The sequence below is a fragment of the Roseibaca sp. Y0-43 genome (assembly GCF_020667835.1).
In the GTDB taxonomy this organism is placed as follows: Bacteria; Pseudomonadota; Alphaproteobacteria; order Rhodobacterales; family Rhodobacteraceae; genus Roseinatronobacter.
The window spans coordinates 87,764-101,997 of record NZ_JAFMPR010000002.1 but is presented as its reverse complement, the minus strand read 5'-3'; the positions used below and the strand labels follow the sequence as shown (position 1 = coordinate 101,997).

The following is a 14,234-nucleotide window of genomic DNA, read 5'->3' as shown; positions in this document are numbered from 1 at the left end:
TTCGGTCCGCGCGGGCCTATAGCTATGTCCCAAACGGGGCACGCTGTCCGATGGCACCAAACGCCTGCGACGCTTGCAGGGGCCACAGGGCGCGGCAGAGAAACAAGGAATGACCGATATGTTCGCGGTCCTGAAAACAGGTGGCAAGCAATACCGGGTGCAGGCGGGTGACCTTCTGCGCGTGGAACGCATTGCCGCACAAGCTGGCGAAAAAGTCCAGTTCAACGAGATTCTGATGATCGGCGGCGACGCCCCCGTGATCGGCACCCCCAACGTGGCCGGTGCCGGCGTGCAGGCCGAGGTGATCGACCAGATCAAGGCCGACAAGGTCATCCATTATGTCAAGCGCCGCCGCAAGCACAGCTCGCAGCGCACCAAGGGCCACCGCCAGAAGCTGACGCTGCTGCGCGTGACCGACATCCTGGCCTCTGGCGCGGACAAGTCGGGCGTGAAAGAAGCAATCGGCACCGGGTCGGTGTCCGGCTTTGCCATCGAGGCCGCCGCACCCGCGCCGAAAGCCGCTGCAAAGCCTGCTGCCAAGAAAGCCGCGAAGGCTGAAGCCCCGGCTACCGAGGCTGTCGAAGGCACCCGTCCCGCCAACCTGCTGACCGAAGCCCGTGGCGGCAAGGCCGACGATCTGAAAAAGATCTCTGGCGTTGGTCCGAAACTGGAAGGCCTGCTGCACGAAAACGGCGTTTTCCACTTTGACCAGATCGCCGCTTGGGGTCCGTCCGAGATTGCCTATATGGATGACAAACTGTCGTTCAAAGGCCGTATCGAGCGTGACGGCTGGATCGACCAAGCCAAGCAATTCGCATCTGAACAGGAGTAACAGCTCATGGCACACAAGAAAGCAGGCGGTTCCTCCCGCAACGGTCGCGACTCTGCCGGACGCCGCCTTGGCGTCAAGCTCTATGGCGGTCAGCTCGCGATCCCCGGCAACATCATCGTGCGTCAGCGCGGCACCAAGCATTTCGCCGGTGAAGGCGTCGGCATGGGCCGTGACCACACCCTGTTTGCCCTGACCGAAGGTCGCGTGACCTTTACCAAAGGTCTGAAGGGTCGCAGCTTCGTATCGGTCCTGCCGGTCGCGGATGCCGCGGAGTAAGCCGAACTGTCACATATGACATGTTAGACAGGGTCGGCAGAAACGCCGGCCCTGTTTCTTTTTACGCCCCGCCCGCCTGTCCGGAGGAGCATGGTGACAGCGCGCCAGCAGGGCATCGGGCAAGCGCCCGACCGGAGGAGAGTATGACACTAGACACCACGATGGGTGCCGCCTTGCCGGTTCTGACCAGCGCGCGCCTTGTGCTGCGCCCGCTGCAAGCATCGGATGAAGGGCTGCTGGAGCTTTACACAAGCGATGCGCGCGTGGCCGAGGGCACGCGCTCCATCCCCCATCCGCTGCCGCCGGGCGCGACGGCGCAATTCATCACCCGCGCGCTGGCACCCGACCGCGACGAAGATGTTTGGGTCATGGATGGCGCGGCGCATGACAAGGCGTCGGTTCTGGGGCTGATCTCTCTCAAGGCGCTGGACCGGCAGCAAAGCCAGATCGGCTATTGGGTCGCGCCCGCTTTCTGGAACGCGGGCTACGCGTCAGAGGCCGTCGCCTGCCTGATAAAGGCCAACCCGCATAACGCACGCACGCTGTTTGCCGAAGTGTTTCAGGACAACGCGGCCTCGGCCCATGTGCTGACCAATGCGGGCTTCGACTATCTGGGCGATGCAGAGGCCTATTCCGTCGCCCGCCGCGCCAATGTGCCGACCTGGACCTATATCCGGCGGATGTAATCAAAAAGCCCGGCAGGTGATGCCGGGCTTTCGCGATCAGGGGTGCCGAAACCTCAGCGCGGCGCGATCATCATGATCATCTGCCGCCCTTCCATCTTGGGCATATTCTCGACCTTGCCGATTTCCTCGACATCGGCGGCCACGCGGTTCAGCAGGTCCGCGCCAAGGTTCTGGTGGGCCATTTCCCGGCCCCGGAAACGCAGCGTGACCTTGACCTTGTCGCCGCCTTCCAGAAAGCGCATGACATTGCGCATCTTGACTTCGTAGTCATGCGTGTCGGTGTTCGGGCGGAATTTCACTTCCTTGATCTCGATCACGTGCTGCTTCTTGCGGGCCTCTGCCTCGCGCTTCTGCTGCTCGTATTTGAATTTGCCGAAATCCATGATCTTGCACACAGGCGGTGTGGCATTCGGCGAAATTTCGACCAGGTCAAGACCGGCCTCATCGGCCAGCATCATGGCTTGAGACGGTTTTACCACGCCCAGGTTTTCGCCATCGGCACCGATCAGCCGTATCTCTGGCGCGCGAATGCGCTCGTTGACACGGGGTCCGGTATCGCGCTGGGGCGGGGCGTTGTGCGGTCTGCGGGCTATGGCTGAATTCCTTGTATATTTGAGATGATGGCGCAATTTAAGGCTGCGACAGTCATGTTTCAAGCGGGAATTACGCGCGCTATTCCGCCGGTTCACACGAGCTTGCCTTTGCAAGCGCAGCAAAACCTGTCATATCCCGGCACAGCGTATTTTTGGTTAAGAGGACCGTGCTATGAACAAGATGGTATTGACGCTCATTGCCGTGGCCGTGGCCGCGGTGGGCATCTGGCTGGGGGTGCAGTCGCGCACGCCCACCGACGTGAGCGCCCCGGTTGAAGCACCGTCTGCCGAGGTCGAAGCCGTGGAAGAGGCCGTCGAAGAGGCAGCCTCTGACGCGGAAGAGGCGGTTGAAGAGGCCGTCTCTGAGGCAGAAACCGCCGTGGAAGAGGCCGTGACCGAAGCCGAGGGGGCCGCCGCCGAAGCCGAACAGGCCGTCAGCGACGCCGTCACCCAGGCGACTGAAGCCGCCGAAGGCGTGGTCGAAGACGCAACCGCTGCCGTCGAAGGTGCCGTGCAAGACGCCACCGAAACCGTGCAAGACGCCGTCAATGGCGCTGTGGGCGAAGCCGAATCCATGGTCAACGACCTGATGGGCACCGGCTCTGACGCGGCAGACGTCGCCACCGACGCGACCGAAACAGCGGTGGAAGAAGCCTCAGAGGCGACCGATGTTATGGCAGAGGAAGCCACCGACGCCGCTGAGGCCACCGAGGTCATGGCGGAAGATGCCGGTGACACCGCCGCAGAGGCCGCAGAAGCGACCGAAGCCGTGGCAGAGGATGCCGCAGAGGCCACCGAAGGCGCCGTCGAGGCGACCGAAGAGATGGCAGAAGACGCAACCGACGCCGCAGCCGACACCGCAGAAGGCGCGGCAGAGGCGACCGGGGATGCCGCCGCAGAGGCAACCGACGCCGTCACCGACGCCGCAAATGCCGCTGCGGATGCGGCTGCCGAAGCCATCGAGGGCGCGATTGAAGAAGGTGCGCGTATCCTCGAGGATGCGGCGACCGGCACCCAGCAATAAGCCGGGCACAAGCTTGAAAAGAAACCCCCGATGCGCGCGCCGCATCGGGGGTTTTCATTTGTCAGGACAGTCGCGGCTTAGCGGCGAAGGAACGCGTCGCGAAAGCCCAGCCCGCGCACCTGTGCCAAGGCGCCATGCGCCTCTGCACCGCTGGCGAAGGGGCCGACCGTGACCACGTTCAGACCACGCGCGCGATAGCTGCCAGCGGGCAGGCCCGCGCCGCGCAGGCGTGCGACCAGCCGCTCTGCATTGCCGGGCACGGCAAAGCTGCCGACCTGCACGCGGGTGCCTGCCGCGACCGCCGCACGCGGCGAGGCCGCCACGGCTTGGACGGGTGTGGTGACATATTCGTCCAGAAACAGCGACGGGCTGGTCACGCAGCGCACCATCTTGCGGCCCAGTTCGGTATCGACCAACTGGCCATAGGGGGAGCTTTCCGGGCAGGACGGATGCCGCCCCGACGCATCGGCCTGCGGATAGCGGGGCTTGTGCGCGGCGCGCGGCGCAGAGCGGCGCGGCGCGACACTGGCGACCTGACGCTCTTTGCCCAGGAAACTCGGCTCTGGGCGGCGCACCGGGTCGGCCACCGCGCCCACGATCTCTATCCGGCCTTGCGGCGCGGCGGGTTCCGCCGCCGGGGCCGGGTCTTGCGCCATCTCGGCGGGTTCGGCGGCAGCGGGTTCCTCCGCCGGGTCAGACATGGCAACACTCGAGAAATCGGTCGGGCTTTGGCCGCAGACGGGATTGCGGTCCGGGCCATAGCGCGGCACCCAAGTCACCTCGCCCCCGAAGGTCGAACGCAGGAACGAACAGCCCGCGCTGTCAACGAATTCACGGCCCTCGAACCCTTCGGGCGGCAGGTTCGCCGGGTCCAGCCCGTTGGTTTGTGCCAAACCCGCGCTGCCCGCGCACAAAGCCGCGACACTCGCAGCCATCCAGAAACGCTTCATCCTAACCCCCGGTTATTCCCGTCCAAGAATGCCGCCGCAAGCCTTGGAAAGTAAACCCGATTCGCCGCGACCGTGCTTAAACGGTGCCGAAAATACGGTCGCCCGCATCGCCCAGGCCCGGAACGATATAGCCTTTCTCGTTCAGGTGGCTGTCCAAGGACGCCGTCACGATCCGTACATCGGGGTGGTGTTCGGCCATCACCGCCACACCTTCGGGGGCGGCCAGAAGGCAGATGAAACAGATCTGCCCGGCCCCTGCCCGCTTCAGCAGATCAATCGCCGCCGCAGCCGAGTGCCCGGTGGCCAGCATCGGGTCCACCGCGATGGTGAAACGGCCCGGCATGTCGGGGGGCAGCTTGTTGTAATATTCGACCGGGCGCAGGGTTTTCTCATCGCGGTAAAGCCCCACGAAGCCCACTTTCGCCGTCGGCACCACGTCCAGAACCCCGTCCAGCAAGCCGTTGCCAGCCCGCAGGATCGACACCACCGCCGGGTCCGGCCCATCCAGCATGGGTGCGTCCATGGCGGTCAGCGGCGTGTCGATGCGATGGGGGGCAACGGGCAGATCGCGCGTCGCCTCATAGGTCAGCAGCAGAGCGATTTCGCGCAGCAAGCGGCGAAATTCCGGGCTGGGCGTGCGCACATCACGCATCAGGCTTAGCTTGTGCTGCACCAACGGGTGGTCGATCACGGTCAGGTCGGGATGGGTCATGCGGTCTCCAATCGGTCGGACAGGCGGTGTTTGGTGGCCGCATCGCAAAACGCGGCGCTCAGCGCGGTCTGGGCCAGCGCGGTGAAGTGTTCTTGCTCCCAGCCGAATGCGTGGCTCAGGCCCGCGTATTCCGCGCTCATATCGGTGTGGAAAAACGGCGGATCGTCGGTCGAGACGGTGACGGCCACGCCCGCCGCGCGCAGCTGTTCAATCGGATGCGCGCGCAGGGACGGGTAGACGCCAAGCGCCACGTTGGAACCGGGGCAAACTTCTAGCACCGTGCCGGTTTCGGCCAGATGGTCCACTAGCAACGGGTCGTCGATCGCGCGCACACCATGGCCGATCCGAGAAACGCGCAGGTGCTTGAGCGCCGCGCGCAATTCGCTGGGGCCGCGCCATTCGCCGGCATGGGCGGTCAGGCCCAGCCCCGCCTCGCGCGCAGCGTCGAAACTATAGGTGAAATCGGCCAATTCGCCCGCATTCTCATCGCCCGCAATGCCGAAACCGGTGATGAAATCGCCCGCTGTTTCCTGCGCGCACCGCGCGATGACGCGCGCCTTTTCCGGCCCGAAATGGCGAATGCAGGTGATGCAGCCGCGCAAGGTCACGCCCATCTGCGCCTCTGCCGTGGCCGCCGCTGTCTGGATCGCGGCCATGTAGTCGCGCCACGCGCCCAGATCGCCGCCGCCGCAGAAATCGGGCGACAGGAACGCTTCGGAATAGATCACACCGTGGCTGGCCGATTGTTCCAGCACCGCCAGCGTCAGGTCGTGAAAATCCTGCGGCGTGGTTAGTACCGTGCAGGCAGCTTCATAGACGCGCAGGAAATCGACGAAACCGTCGTATTTATAGGCGCCCGTCTCGTCGAATATGCCCGACAGGTCCACGCCCTTGCGCTTGGCCTGTGCGCGGATAAAGGCGGGCGGGGCCGCCCCTTCCAGATGCAGGTGCAGCTCCAGCTTGGGGATGGCGGCGAAATCGCGGCTCATGTCAGAAAACTCCGTCCCGGCCCAAGGCTTGGCACGCCAAGGTGATGGGCGACAGATGCCGCGACATCGACGAAACCGCAATGCCCGATTTGCCCCGCGCCACGGCCCGCCACCAGAACCGGCACCCGCTCGCGGGTGTGGTCGGAACCCGGCGCGGTGGGGTCGTTACCATGGTCGGCGGTGAAGATCGCCATATCGCCGGGGCGCAAGCGATCGAGCATCCGGCCCGCCACCGCATCGAACCGTTCCAGCGCGCGTGCATAACCCGCCACGTCGCGCGGGTGGCCATAGAGGCTGTCGAACTCGACAAGGTTGCAGAAGGTAAGCGAGCCCTCCTCGGCCGTCTCCACCAGCCGCAGCAAATGATCGCAAAGTGCTGCATCATCGCGGCCTTTGTGGCTGTGGGTCAGGCCACGCCCCGAGAAGATGTCGGAAATCTTGCCGATGCCGTGCACCACGCGGCCCGCGCCGCTGACCCAATCGCAAAGCGTGGGCGCAGGCGGCGCGATGGCATAGTCGTGGCGGTTGGGGGTGCGCGTGAACGCGCCCACGGTTCCGACAAAAGGCCGCGCGATCACGCGGCCCACGCGCATGGCGTGCAGGTATGGGGCGAGGTCGGCGCAGAGCTTTTGCAGCCGCTCCAGCCCGGACACCTCCTCATGCGCGGCGATCTGGAACACGCTGTCGGCAGAGGTGTAGCAGATGGGCCAGCCCGTGCGCAGATGCTCGGCCCCGAGCTGTTCGATAATCGCCAGCCCGCCGGAATGGCAGTTGCCCAAGATGCCGTCGGTTCCGGCAAGCTCGCAGACCTTGGCGGTCAGATCGGGCGGAAAGGCCGGGGTCTGGCGCGGGAAATAAGTCCAGTCCCACGGCACGGGCACGCCCGCCAGTTCCCAATGGCCCGATGGCGTGTCTTTCCCGCGCGAGATTTCGGTGGCAGCCCCCCATAGGCCTGCGGGCTTTGCGCCCAAGCCCGGCGCGTCCAGCCCAGAGGCCAGCTTGATCGCCGCGCCAAGCCCAAGGCCGTCCAGCACCGGCAGGCTGAGCGGCCCGGAGCGGCCCTCATCCGCGCGCCCCTCGGCACAGGCCTGCGCGATATGGCCCAGCGTGTTGGCCCCCGCATCGCCAAAGGCGTCGGCATCGGGCGCACCGCCACAGCCGACCGAGTCGAGCACGACAAGAAATGCGCGCGCCATTACGCAAGCCCCATATGGTCCGCGCCGAACGCACCGGGTAGAAGGGCCGCGACCGTGGTTTCAAGCCGCGCGCCACCGACCGACAGAAGCGTGACGGGCACATCGGGCCCGGCGAATTCCGCGATTTTCTGGCGGCACCCGCCGCAAGGCGGCACGGGCGCGGGGCTATCGGCAATTACGACCAGTTCGGTAATGCGCGCAGCACCGCCCGCGATCATGGCGGCAATCGCGCCGGCCTCGGCGCAGGTGCCTTCCGGGTAGGCCACGTTTTCCACGTTGCAGCCCACGAACACCTCGCCCGTATCGGCCCGCAGGGCCGCGCCCACCTTGAAGTTGGAATATGGCGCATAGGCCCGTTCGCGCACGTCACGCGCGGCGTTTTCCAGTGTCATGTCGCACCCTCTTTTGGCCCAAGTTTGCGCCGCCACGCGGGCCGATGCAAGCCTTGGCCCGCGCGATATTCAGCGCCCCGTTGAAACAGCTTTAGCGCTACCGGGCCTTGCAGCCCGCCTGCAATAGTTTAAGGGTAAATCAATTTTCGGCAGGAGGGACAGATGACCGAGCAGAGCAATGACGACACCCGCCACCCGGCGCTGCTCTATCACGAATACCCGCGCCCCGGTAAGCTGGAAATCCGCGCGACCAAGCCCTTGGCCAATGGCTACGACCTGTCGCGCGCCTATTCGCCGGGCGTGGCCGAGGCCTGCCTGGAGATAAAGGCCAACCCCGATGAGGCCGCCCGCTACACCACGCGCGGAAACCTTGTGGCCGTGGTCAGCAATGGCACGGCGGTGCTGGGTTTGGGCAATATAGGCGCGCTGGCATCCAAGCCGGTGATGGAAGGCAAGGCCGTCCTGTTCAAGAAATTCGCCAATATCGACTGTTTCGACATTGAACTGAACGAACCCGACCCGGTGAAGCTGGCCGAGATCGTCTGCGCGCTGGAACCCACTTTCGGCGCGATCAACCTCGAAGACATCAAGGCACCCGACTGCTTCATCGTGGAAAAGATCTGCCGCGAGCGGATGGGCATTCCTGTCTTCCATGACGACCAGCACGGCACCGCCATCGTTGTGGGCGCAGCCGCGACCAACGCCCTGCGCGTCGCGGGCAAGAAGTTCGAGGACATCAAGATCGTCTCGACCGGCGGCGGGGCGGCGGGCATTGCCTGCCTGAACATGTTGCTGAAGCTGGGCGTGAAGCGCGAAAATGTGTGGCTATGCGACATTCACGGGCTGGTTCATGCGGGCCGCGAGGTCGATATGAACCCGCAAAAGGCCGCCTTTGCCCAAGCCACCGACGCCCGCACCCTGGACGAGGTGATCGACGGCGCGGACCTGTTCCTTGGCCTGTCCGGCCCCGGTGCGCTGACCCAAGACCATGTGGCGCGCATGGCCAAGCGCCCCATTATCTTTGCGCTGGCCAACCCCACGCCAGAGATTTTGCCCGACGCGGTGCGCGAGGTCGCACCCGATGCCATCATCGCCACCGGGCGCAGCGATTTTCCCAATCAGGTCAACAACGTGCTGTGCTTTCCGTTCATCTTTCGCGGTGCGCTGGACGTGGGCGCGACAGAGATTAACGACGCGATGCAGATCGGCTGTGTCGAAGGGATCGCGGCGCTCGCGCGCGCGACCACCAGCGCCGAGGCAGCGGCGGCCTATAAGGGCGAACAACTGTCTTTCGGCCCGGATTACCTGATTCCGAAGCCGTTTGACCCCCGCCTGATGGGCATTGTCGCAAGTTCGGTCGCGAAAGCGGCGATGGATTCGGGCGTGGCCAAGCGCCCCTTGGCCGATCTGGACGCCTATAAACGGGGTCTGGATGCGTCGGTCTTCCGCTCGTCCATGATCATGCGCCCGGTATTCGAGGCCGCGCGCCATGCCTCGCGCCGGATCGTCTTTGCCGAGGGCGAGGATGAGCGCGTGTTGCGCGCAGCCTCCGCCATGCTGGAGGAAACCACCGAGGTGCCCATCCTGATCGGCCGCCCCGAGGTGATCGCCAGCCGGCTGGAGCGCGCGGGCCTGTCGATCAAACCCGGTGTCGATTTCGAACTGGTCAACCCGCAGGATGACCCGCGCTATCGCGACTATTGGCAAAGCTATCACCAGATCATGCAGCGCCGGGGCGTCACCCCCGATCTGGCACGCGCCATTTTGCGCACCAATACAACAGCGATCGGCGCGATCATGGTGCATCGCGGCGATGCCGACAGCCTGATCTGCGGCACGTTCGGGCAATATCTGTGGCACCTGAACTATGTCACGCAAATCCTTGGCACCAAGGAACGGCACCCGGTCGGCGCGCTGTCCTTGATGATCCAGCAAGAGGGCAACCTGTTTGTGGCCGACACGCAGGTGCACCCAAACCCCACGCCCGAGCAGATTGTCGAAACCACCATCGGTGCCGCACGCCATGTGCGCCGCTTCGGGCTGGACCCGAAAATCGCGCTGTGTTCGCATAGCCAGTTCGGCAATCTGGACACGCCTTCGGGGCGCAACATGCGCGCGGCGCTGGAAATACTGGACGGGATGGGTCTGGATTTCGACTATGAGGGCGAGATGCATGTCGATGCGGCGCTCGACCCCGACCTGCGCGCGCGGCTTCTGCCCGATGCGCGGTTCGACGGGCCCGCGAATGTGCTGATCTTCGCCAATACCGATGCCGCAAGCGGGGTGCGCAACATCCTGAAAACACGGGCGGGCGCGCTTGAAGTGGGGCCGATCCTGATGGGTCTGGGCAACACGGCGCATATCGTGACCCCCTCGATCACGGCGCGGGGCTTGCTGAACATGTCGGCGCTGGCGGGCACGCCGGTTGCGCAATATGGGTAGCGTGCCCGCCGCGCCATCGGCGGGCCGGGGACTGCCGATCCGCGCTTGGATCGACAGAGCTTTATGGTGGCCATGTCCGTCGTCCGTCTGATCTGTGCGCTTGCGGCATCCAATTGGCAGGCCGCGGGACGGCCCGCCGATGGCGCGGCGGGCTGCGCCCTTGTTCCGCGCCAATTTGCAAATTTCGCATTCAATCCCGAAATACACGGGCCAGCAGAATAAGTTTGCAAACCCTTACCGCAAAATTGCAAACTTTCCGCGCCCCCTGCCCCCATGTTCCCGGTAACACCCATTGCCTAGCGCGCCCGCGCTCGGCTAAGCCATTTGCATTCTGAGGAGGATGACCATGGCCTATGCCGACCTGCACCGCGCATCATTGCAAGACCCAAACGCATTCTGGATGGAACAAGCCCAGGCCATCGACTGGGTAACACCGCCCTCGAAGGCGCTGTTCGACGAAAACGCGCCGCTTTACGAGTGGTTCAAGGACGCGCAGTGCAACACCTGCTGGAACGCGGTCGACCGCCATGTCGAGGCGGGGCGCGGCGAGCAGACGGCGATCATCTATGACAGCCCCATCACCGGCACCAAGCGGTGGATTTCCTACGTCGAACTGCGCAACCGCGTGGCCAGCCTTGCCGGTGCCCTGCGCGCCAAGGGCGTGGAAAAGGGCGACCGGGTCATCATCTACATGCCCATGATCCCCGAGGCTTTGGAAGCAATGCTCGCCTGTGCGCGGCTGGGGGCTGTGCATTCGGTCGTGTTCGGGGGGTTTGCCGCCAATGAACTGGCCGTGCGCATCGACGACGCGCAGCCCAAGGCCATCATCGCGGCAAGCTGCGGGTTGGAACCGGGGCGCGTGGTGCATTACAAACCGCTTCTGGATGCCGCGATAGAGGCCGCCGCCCACAAGCCCGACTTCTGCGTCATCTTCCAGCGCGAGCAGGAAGTGGCAGAGCTGATCCCCGGCCGCGACTATAACTGGCATGGCTTCCAGTTCGGGGTCGCACCGGCTGAATGTGTGCCGGTATCGGGCGACCACCCGGCCTATATCCTCTACACCTCGGGCACCACGGGCCAGCCCAAAGGCGTGGTGCGCCCTACGGCGGGCCATATGGTCGCGCTGCACTGGACGATGAAGGCCATCTACAATGTCGATCCGGGCGATGTGTTCTGGGCGGCGTCAGACGTGGGTTGGGTCGTGGGGCATAGCTACATCTGCTATGCGCCGCTGCTGGCCGGGAACACGACCATCGTGTTCGAAGGCAAACCCATCGGCACCCCCGATGCGGGCACGTTCTGGCGCGTTATCTCGGAGCACAGGGTGAAAAGCTTCTTCACCGCGCCCACGGCTTTCCGTGCCGTGAAGCGCGAAGACCCGAAGGGCGAATATGTGGGCAAATACGACCTGTCCTGTCTGGAACAGGTCTATCTGGCGGGCGAGCGCGCCGACCCGGACACGATCACATGGGCGCAAGACAAGCTGGGCGTGCCGGTGGTCGACCATTGGTGGCAGACCGAAACCGGCTGGGCCATCGCGGCGAACCCGTTGGGCGTGGAACAACTGCCGATCAAGATCGGATCGCCCGCCGTGGCGATGCCGGGCTATGACGTACAGGTACTGGACGAAGGCGGCCACCCGGTCGCGCCCGGCACCTTGGGTGCCATCGCCATCAAGCTGCCCCTGCCGCCGGGCACGTTGCCGACGCTCTGGAACGCCGAAACGCGCTTCCGCAAAAGCTATCTGGAGCAGTTCCCCGGATATTACGCCTCGGGCGATGCGGGCTATATGGACGAGGACGGCTATGTCTACATCATGGCCCGCACCGATGACGTGATAAACGTCGCAGGCCACCGCCTGTCCACGGGCGGCATGGAAGAGGTGCTCGCCAGCCACCCCGATGTGGCGGAGTGCGCCGTGATCGGCGTGTCGGATGATTTGAAGGGGCAGGTTCCGCTGGGCTTTTTGTGCCTGAACAAGGGCGCGGACCGCGACGCGGCCGAAGTCGTCAGCGAATGCGTGAAACTGGTGCGGGACAAGATCGGGCCGGTTGCCGCCTTCAAGCTGGCCGTGGTTGTGGACCGCCTGCCCAAGACCCGCTCGGGCAAGATCTTGCGTGCCACCATGGTCAAAATCGCCGATGGCGAGGCGTTCAAGATGCCCGCAACCATCGACGATCCGGCCATTCTGGACGAAATCGCCGTTGCCCTGCAAAGCCTTGGGCTACCTGCCACGAAAGCCTGAGAATACAACCTGCGGCATTTTTTAACGGGTGAAATACATCTCATCCGATAAATTGCGCTTGTTGTCGGCTTTGGCTTCGGACTACGCTGTGACGAACGGGCTGTGCTCGTTCGTCTTTCATGACGCAGCGTAACGGTGCCAAGAGAAATTATGCTTCAAGCAGACATAGATGAAACCATTCTGACAGCCTTTCTGGACCTCGGCGGCAGCGAGATGCGCCAAGCCTTGCTGGCGCAGGTGCACAGCGATCTGACGCGTTGCGGCGCGGCCTTGGCAGAGCTCTCGGAATGCGGCGATATGGGCGGATTGTGCCGTGCCGCGCATGAGATCAAGGGCATCGCCGCCACCATAGGGGCAACCACGCTGAGCGATCTGGCGGGCCAATCAGAAGCCGCCTGTGCGCATGGCGATGCCGCGCTGTTCGCGCGGTTGCAGCCAGAGCTGAGCGAACACACCCGGATCACGGCAGAAACGCTGTCATCCCTGATGCAGGTGTAACATGCCGCTCGCTGCTGCTGCCTTGGGCGACGGGTTGCTTCTGGTCGAAGACACGCCCTCGCTGCAAATGCTGTATGCCACGGTGCTGCGCAAGGCGGGCTACAAGCCGATGCTGGCCTCCAGCGGGGCCGAAGCACTGCAAAAATTCGCCGAACACGGGCCGCGCGTGGTGCTGTTGGATCTGATGCTGCCCGATGCCGACGGGCTGATGGTCATGCGCGAGATGCTGGAATTGCGCCCCGAAGCGCGGATCGTCGTCATCACCGCGAACGGGTCGGTCAACAACGCGATAGAGGCCACGCGCGAAGGCGCGTTCGATTTCCTCGTGAAACCCCTGGGCGATATTCGCATGATCGGCGCGGTCGCCAGCGCATTCGCCGATTTGCAGCAGGATGTCAGCCTTGCCGGCGACGATGCCAGCCGCAACGACGCGCTGGAGCGCGCGTTCATGGGCCGGTCCGACGCAATGCGCGACGTGCATTCGCGGATCGCGGCCGTCGCGGCGTCGACCGCGCCGGTCTTCATCCTTGGCGAAAGCGGCACCGGCAAAGAACTCTGCGCGCGGGCGGTGCACCTGAAATCGGCACGCGCGGCGCAGCGTTTCGTCACGCTCAATTGCAGCGCCGCCGATCCCGAACAGCTGGAAATCGAGCTTTTCGGCCATGCGGGCCAGAAATCGGGGCGCGGCAAAAGTGCGGCCCCCACCCGCGCGGGTGCCATCGCGCGCGCCGATGGCGGCACGTTGTTCCTGCAAAACATCCAGGACATGAGCCTTGATTTGCAATCGGGCTTCCTGCGCTTCCTGCAAAATGCCAGCTTCTCGCCGGTGGGCGACACGCGGCTTATCAAGGTCGATGTCCGGCTGATCTGCACCGCCAGCGGCGACCCGACAGAGCATCTGCGCGCGGGCCGGTTGCGCGAAGAGCTGTATTACCGGCTGTTCGTGATCCCGATTGCCATGCCGCCCCTGCGCGCGCGCGGCGGCGACATCGTGCTGCTGGCGCGGCATTACCTTGCACAGATCGCGGCGGATGAGGGTAAGCGCTTTCGCAAGCTTGCCCCCGATGTCGAAGACCTGTTCCTGCGCCTGCCCTGGCAGGGCAATGTCCGTGAATTGATCAACGTGCTGCGCCATGCGGTCGTGCTGCATGACGGTGAAACGGTAACACTGGACATGCTGCCGCCGGGCCTTGTGCAATCTGCCCCGCAGCCCCGCGATCCTGCCCTGCCCGATACGGGTGACGCTTTCGCGGGCCTGACCATGGCGCAGATCGAAGAGCGGGCGATCACCGCCGCGATCGCGCGTCATGGCGGGTCGGTGCCGCGCGCGGCGCGCGAGCTGGACATCGCCCCCTCGACCATCTACCGCAAGCGCGAGAGTTGGGACAAATCGTAAAGG

Annotated in this window: 14 protein-coding genes; 8 read left to right on the top strand and 6 right to left on the bottom strand. The window is 64.6% G+C overall.

Annotation, left to right across the window (positions count from 1 at the left end):
* Positions 1-118: 118 nt before the first annotated feature.
* From J1C52_RS02790 to J1C52_RS02780, 3 genes are all read left to right on the top strand, one after another.
* Positions 119-832: a 50S ribosomal protein L21 gene (locus J1C52_RS02790; protein WP_227426662.1), complete on the top strand. Its 714-nt coding sequence runs from the start codon at positions 119-121 to the stop codon at positions 830-832.
* Positions 833-838: 6 nt separating this feature from the next.
* Positions 839-1,108 (top strand): 50S ribosomal protein L27, encoded by a 270-nt coding sequence (gene rpmA / locus J1C52_RS02785; protein WP_227426405.1) that lies wholly within the window; start codon positions 839-841, stop codon positions 1,106-1,108.
* Positions 1,109-1,251: 143 nt separating this feature from the next.
* Positions 1,252-1,794 carry a GNAT family N-acetyltransferase gene (locus tag J1C52_RS02780; protein ID WP_227426404.1) on the top strand — a complete coding sequence of 181 codons (543 nt, stop codon included), beginning with the start codon at positions 1,252-1,254 and terminating at the stop codon, positions 1,792-1,794.
* A 53-nt stretch (positions 1,795-1,847) separates the two neighbouring features.
* Here the strand turns inward: J1C52_RS02780 and infC are convergent, their stop codons facing one another.
* A complete protein-coding gene (infC, locus tag J1C52_RS02775) occupies positions 1,848-2,387 on the bottom strand; it encodes a translation initiation factor IF-3 (RefSeq protein ID WP_227426661.1) in 540 nt (179 codons plus the stop codon).
* A 172-nt stretch (positions 2,388-2,559) separates the two neighbouring features.
* Here infC and J1C52_RS02770 point away from each other — a divergent pair, with 172 nt between their 5' ends.
* A complete protein-coding gene (locus J1C52_RS02770; protein WP_227426403.1) occupies positions 2,560-3,411 on the top strand; it encodes a hypothetical protein in 852 nt (283 codons plus the stop codon).
* A 77-nt stretch (positions 3,412-3,488) separates the two neighbouring features.
* Here the strand turns inward: J1C52_RS02770 and J1C52_RS02765 are convergent, their stop codons facing one another.
* From J1C52_RS02765 to J1C52_RS02745, 5 genes are all read right to left on the bottom strand, one after another.
* A complete protein-coding gene (locus tag J1C52_RS02765; RefSeq protein ID WP_227426402.1) occupies positions 3,489-4,361 on the bottom strand; it encodes an SPOR domain-containing protein in 873 nt (290 codons plus the stop codon).
* A gap of 76 nt (positions 4,362-4,437) precedes the next feature.
* Entirely contained in the window at positions 4,438-5,073 is a 636-nt protein-coding gene (gene upp, locus J1C52_RS02760) for a uracil phosphoribosyltransferase (RefSeq protein ID WP_227426401.1), read from the bottom strand.
* Entirely contained in the window at positions 5,070-6,062 is a 993-nt protein-coding gene (locus J1C52_RS02755) for an adenosine deaminase (protein WP_227426400.1), read from the bottom strand. Before J1C52_RS02755 ends, upp begins: the two co-directional genes overlap by 4 nt.
* Complete coding sequence (locus tag J1C52_RS02750; RefSeq protein WP_227426399.1) at positions 6,059-7,258, bottom strand: phosphopentomutase; 1,200 nt, start codon at positions 7,256-7,258, stop codon at positions 6,059-6,061. The genes J1C52_RS02755 and J1C52_RS02750 overlap by 4 nt, the downstream gene beginning before the upstream one ends.
* Entirely contained in the window at positions 7,258-7,650 is a 393-nt protein-coding gene (locus tag J1C52_RS02745; RefSeq protein WP_420493653.1) for a cytidine deaminase, read from the bottom strand. Before J1C52_RS02745 ends, J1C52_RS02750 begins: the two co-directional genes overlap by 1 nt.
* Positions 7,651-7,812: 162 nt before the next feature.
* Here J1C52_RS02745 and J1C52_RS02740 point away from each other — a divergent pair, with 162 nt between their 5' ends.
* The 4 genes from J1C52_RS02740 to J1C52_RS02725 all read left to right on the top strand — a co-directional run bounded on the left by J1C52_RS02740 (position 7,813) and on the right by J1C52_RS02725 (position 14,231).
* Positions 7,813-10,092, top strand: coding sequence for an NADP-dependent malic enzyme (locus tag J1C52_RS02740; protein WP_227426397.1), 2,280 nt, complete (start codon positions 7,813-7,815; stop codon positions 10,090-10,092).
* Positions 10,093-10,438: 346 nt separating this feature from the next.
* Positions 10,439-12,337: a propionate-CoA ligase PrpE gene (gene prpE / locus J1C52_RS02735; protein ID WP_227426396.1), complete on the top strand. Its 1,899-nt coding sequence runs from the start codon at positions 10,439-10,441 to the stop codon at positions 12,335-12,337.
* Positions 12,338-12,487: 150 nt separating this feature from the next.
* Positions 12,488-12,835, top strand: coding sequence for an Hpt domain-containing protein (locus tag J1C52_RS02730; RefSeq protein WP_227426395.1), 348 nt, complete (start codon positions 12,488-12,490; stop codon positions 12,833-12,835).
* 1 nt (position 12,836) lies between these two features.
* The gene (locus J1C52_RS02725) at positions 12,837-14,231 is read left to right on the top strand and encodes a sigma-54-dependent transcriptional regulator (RefSeq protein ID WP_227426394.1); all 1,395 of its coding nucleotides are present in this window, start codon (positions 12,837-12,839) and stop codon (positions 14,229-14,231) included.
* Positions 14,232-14,234: the final 3 nt, after the last annotated feature.

Bases quoted from the DNA above. Each gene is read 5' to 3' on its own strand.
- J1C52_RS02780 (WP_227426404.1), top strand. From the start codon at position 1,252: ATGACACTAGACACCACGATGGGTGCCGCCTTGCCGGTTCTGACCAGC.
- J1C52_RS02790 (WP_227426662.1), top strand. From the start codon at position 119: ATGTTCGCGGTCCTGAAAACAGGTGGCAAGCAATACCGGGTGCAGGCG.
- rpmA (WP_227426405.1), top strand. From the start codon at position 839: ATGGCACACAAGAAAGCAGGCGGTTCCTCCCGCAACGGTCGCGACTCT.
- J1C52_RS02730 (WP_227426395.1), top strand. From the start codon at position 12,488: ATGCTTCAAGCAGACATAGATGAAACCATTCTGACAGCCTTTCTGGAC.
- prpE (WP_227426396.1), top strand. From the start codon at position 10,439: ATGGCCTATGCCGACCTGCACCGCGCATCATTGCAAGACCCAAACGCA.
- J1C52_RS02755 (WP_227426400.1), bottom strand. From the start codon at position 6,062: ATGAGCCGCGATTTCGCCGCCATCCCCAAGCTGGAGCTGCACCTGCAT.
- J1C52_RS02725 (WP_227426394.1), top strand. From the start codon at position 12,837: ATGCCGCTCGCTGCTGCTGCCTTGGGCGACGGGTTGCTTCTGGTCGAA.
- upp (WP_227426401.1), bottom strand. From the start codon at position 5,073: ATGACCCATCCCGACCTGACCGTGATCGACCACCCGTTGGTGCAGCAC.
- J1C52_RS02745 (WP_420493653.1), bottom strand. From the start codon at position 7,650: ATGACACTGGAAAACGCCGCGCGTGACGTGCGCGAACGGGCCTATGCG.
- J1C52_RS02770 (WP_227426403.1), top strand. From the start codon at position 2,560: ATGAACAAGATGGTATTGACGCTCATTGCCGTGGCCGTGGCCGCGGTG.
- J1C52_RS02750 (WP_227426399.1), bottom strand. From the start codon at position 7,258: ATGGCGCGCGCATTTCTTGTCGTGCTCGACTCGGTCGGCTGTGGCGGT.
- J1C52_RS02765 (WP_227426402.1), bottom strand. From the start codon at position 4,361: ATGAAGCGTTTCTGGATGGCTGCGAGTGTCGCGGCTTTGTGCGCGGGC.
- J1C52_RS02740 (WP_227426397.1), top strand. From the start codon at position 7,813: ATGACCGAGCAGAGCAATGACGACACCCGCCACCCGGCGCTGCTCTAT.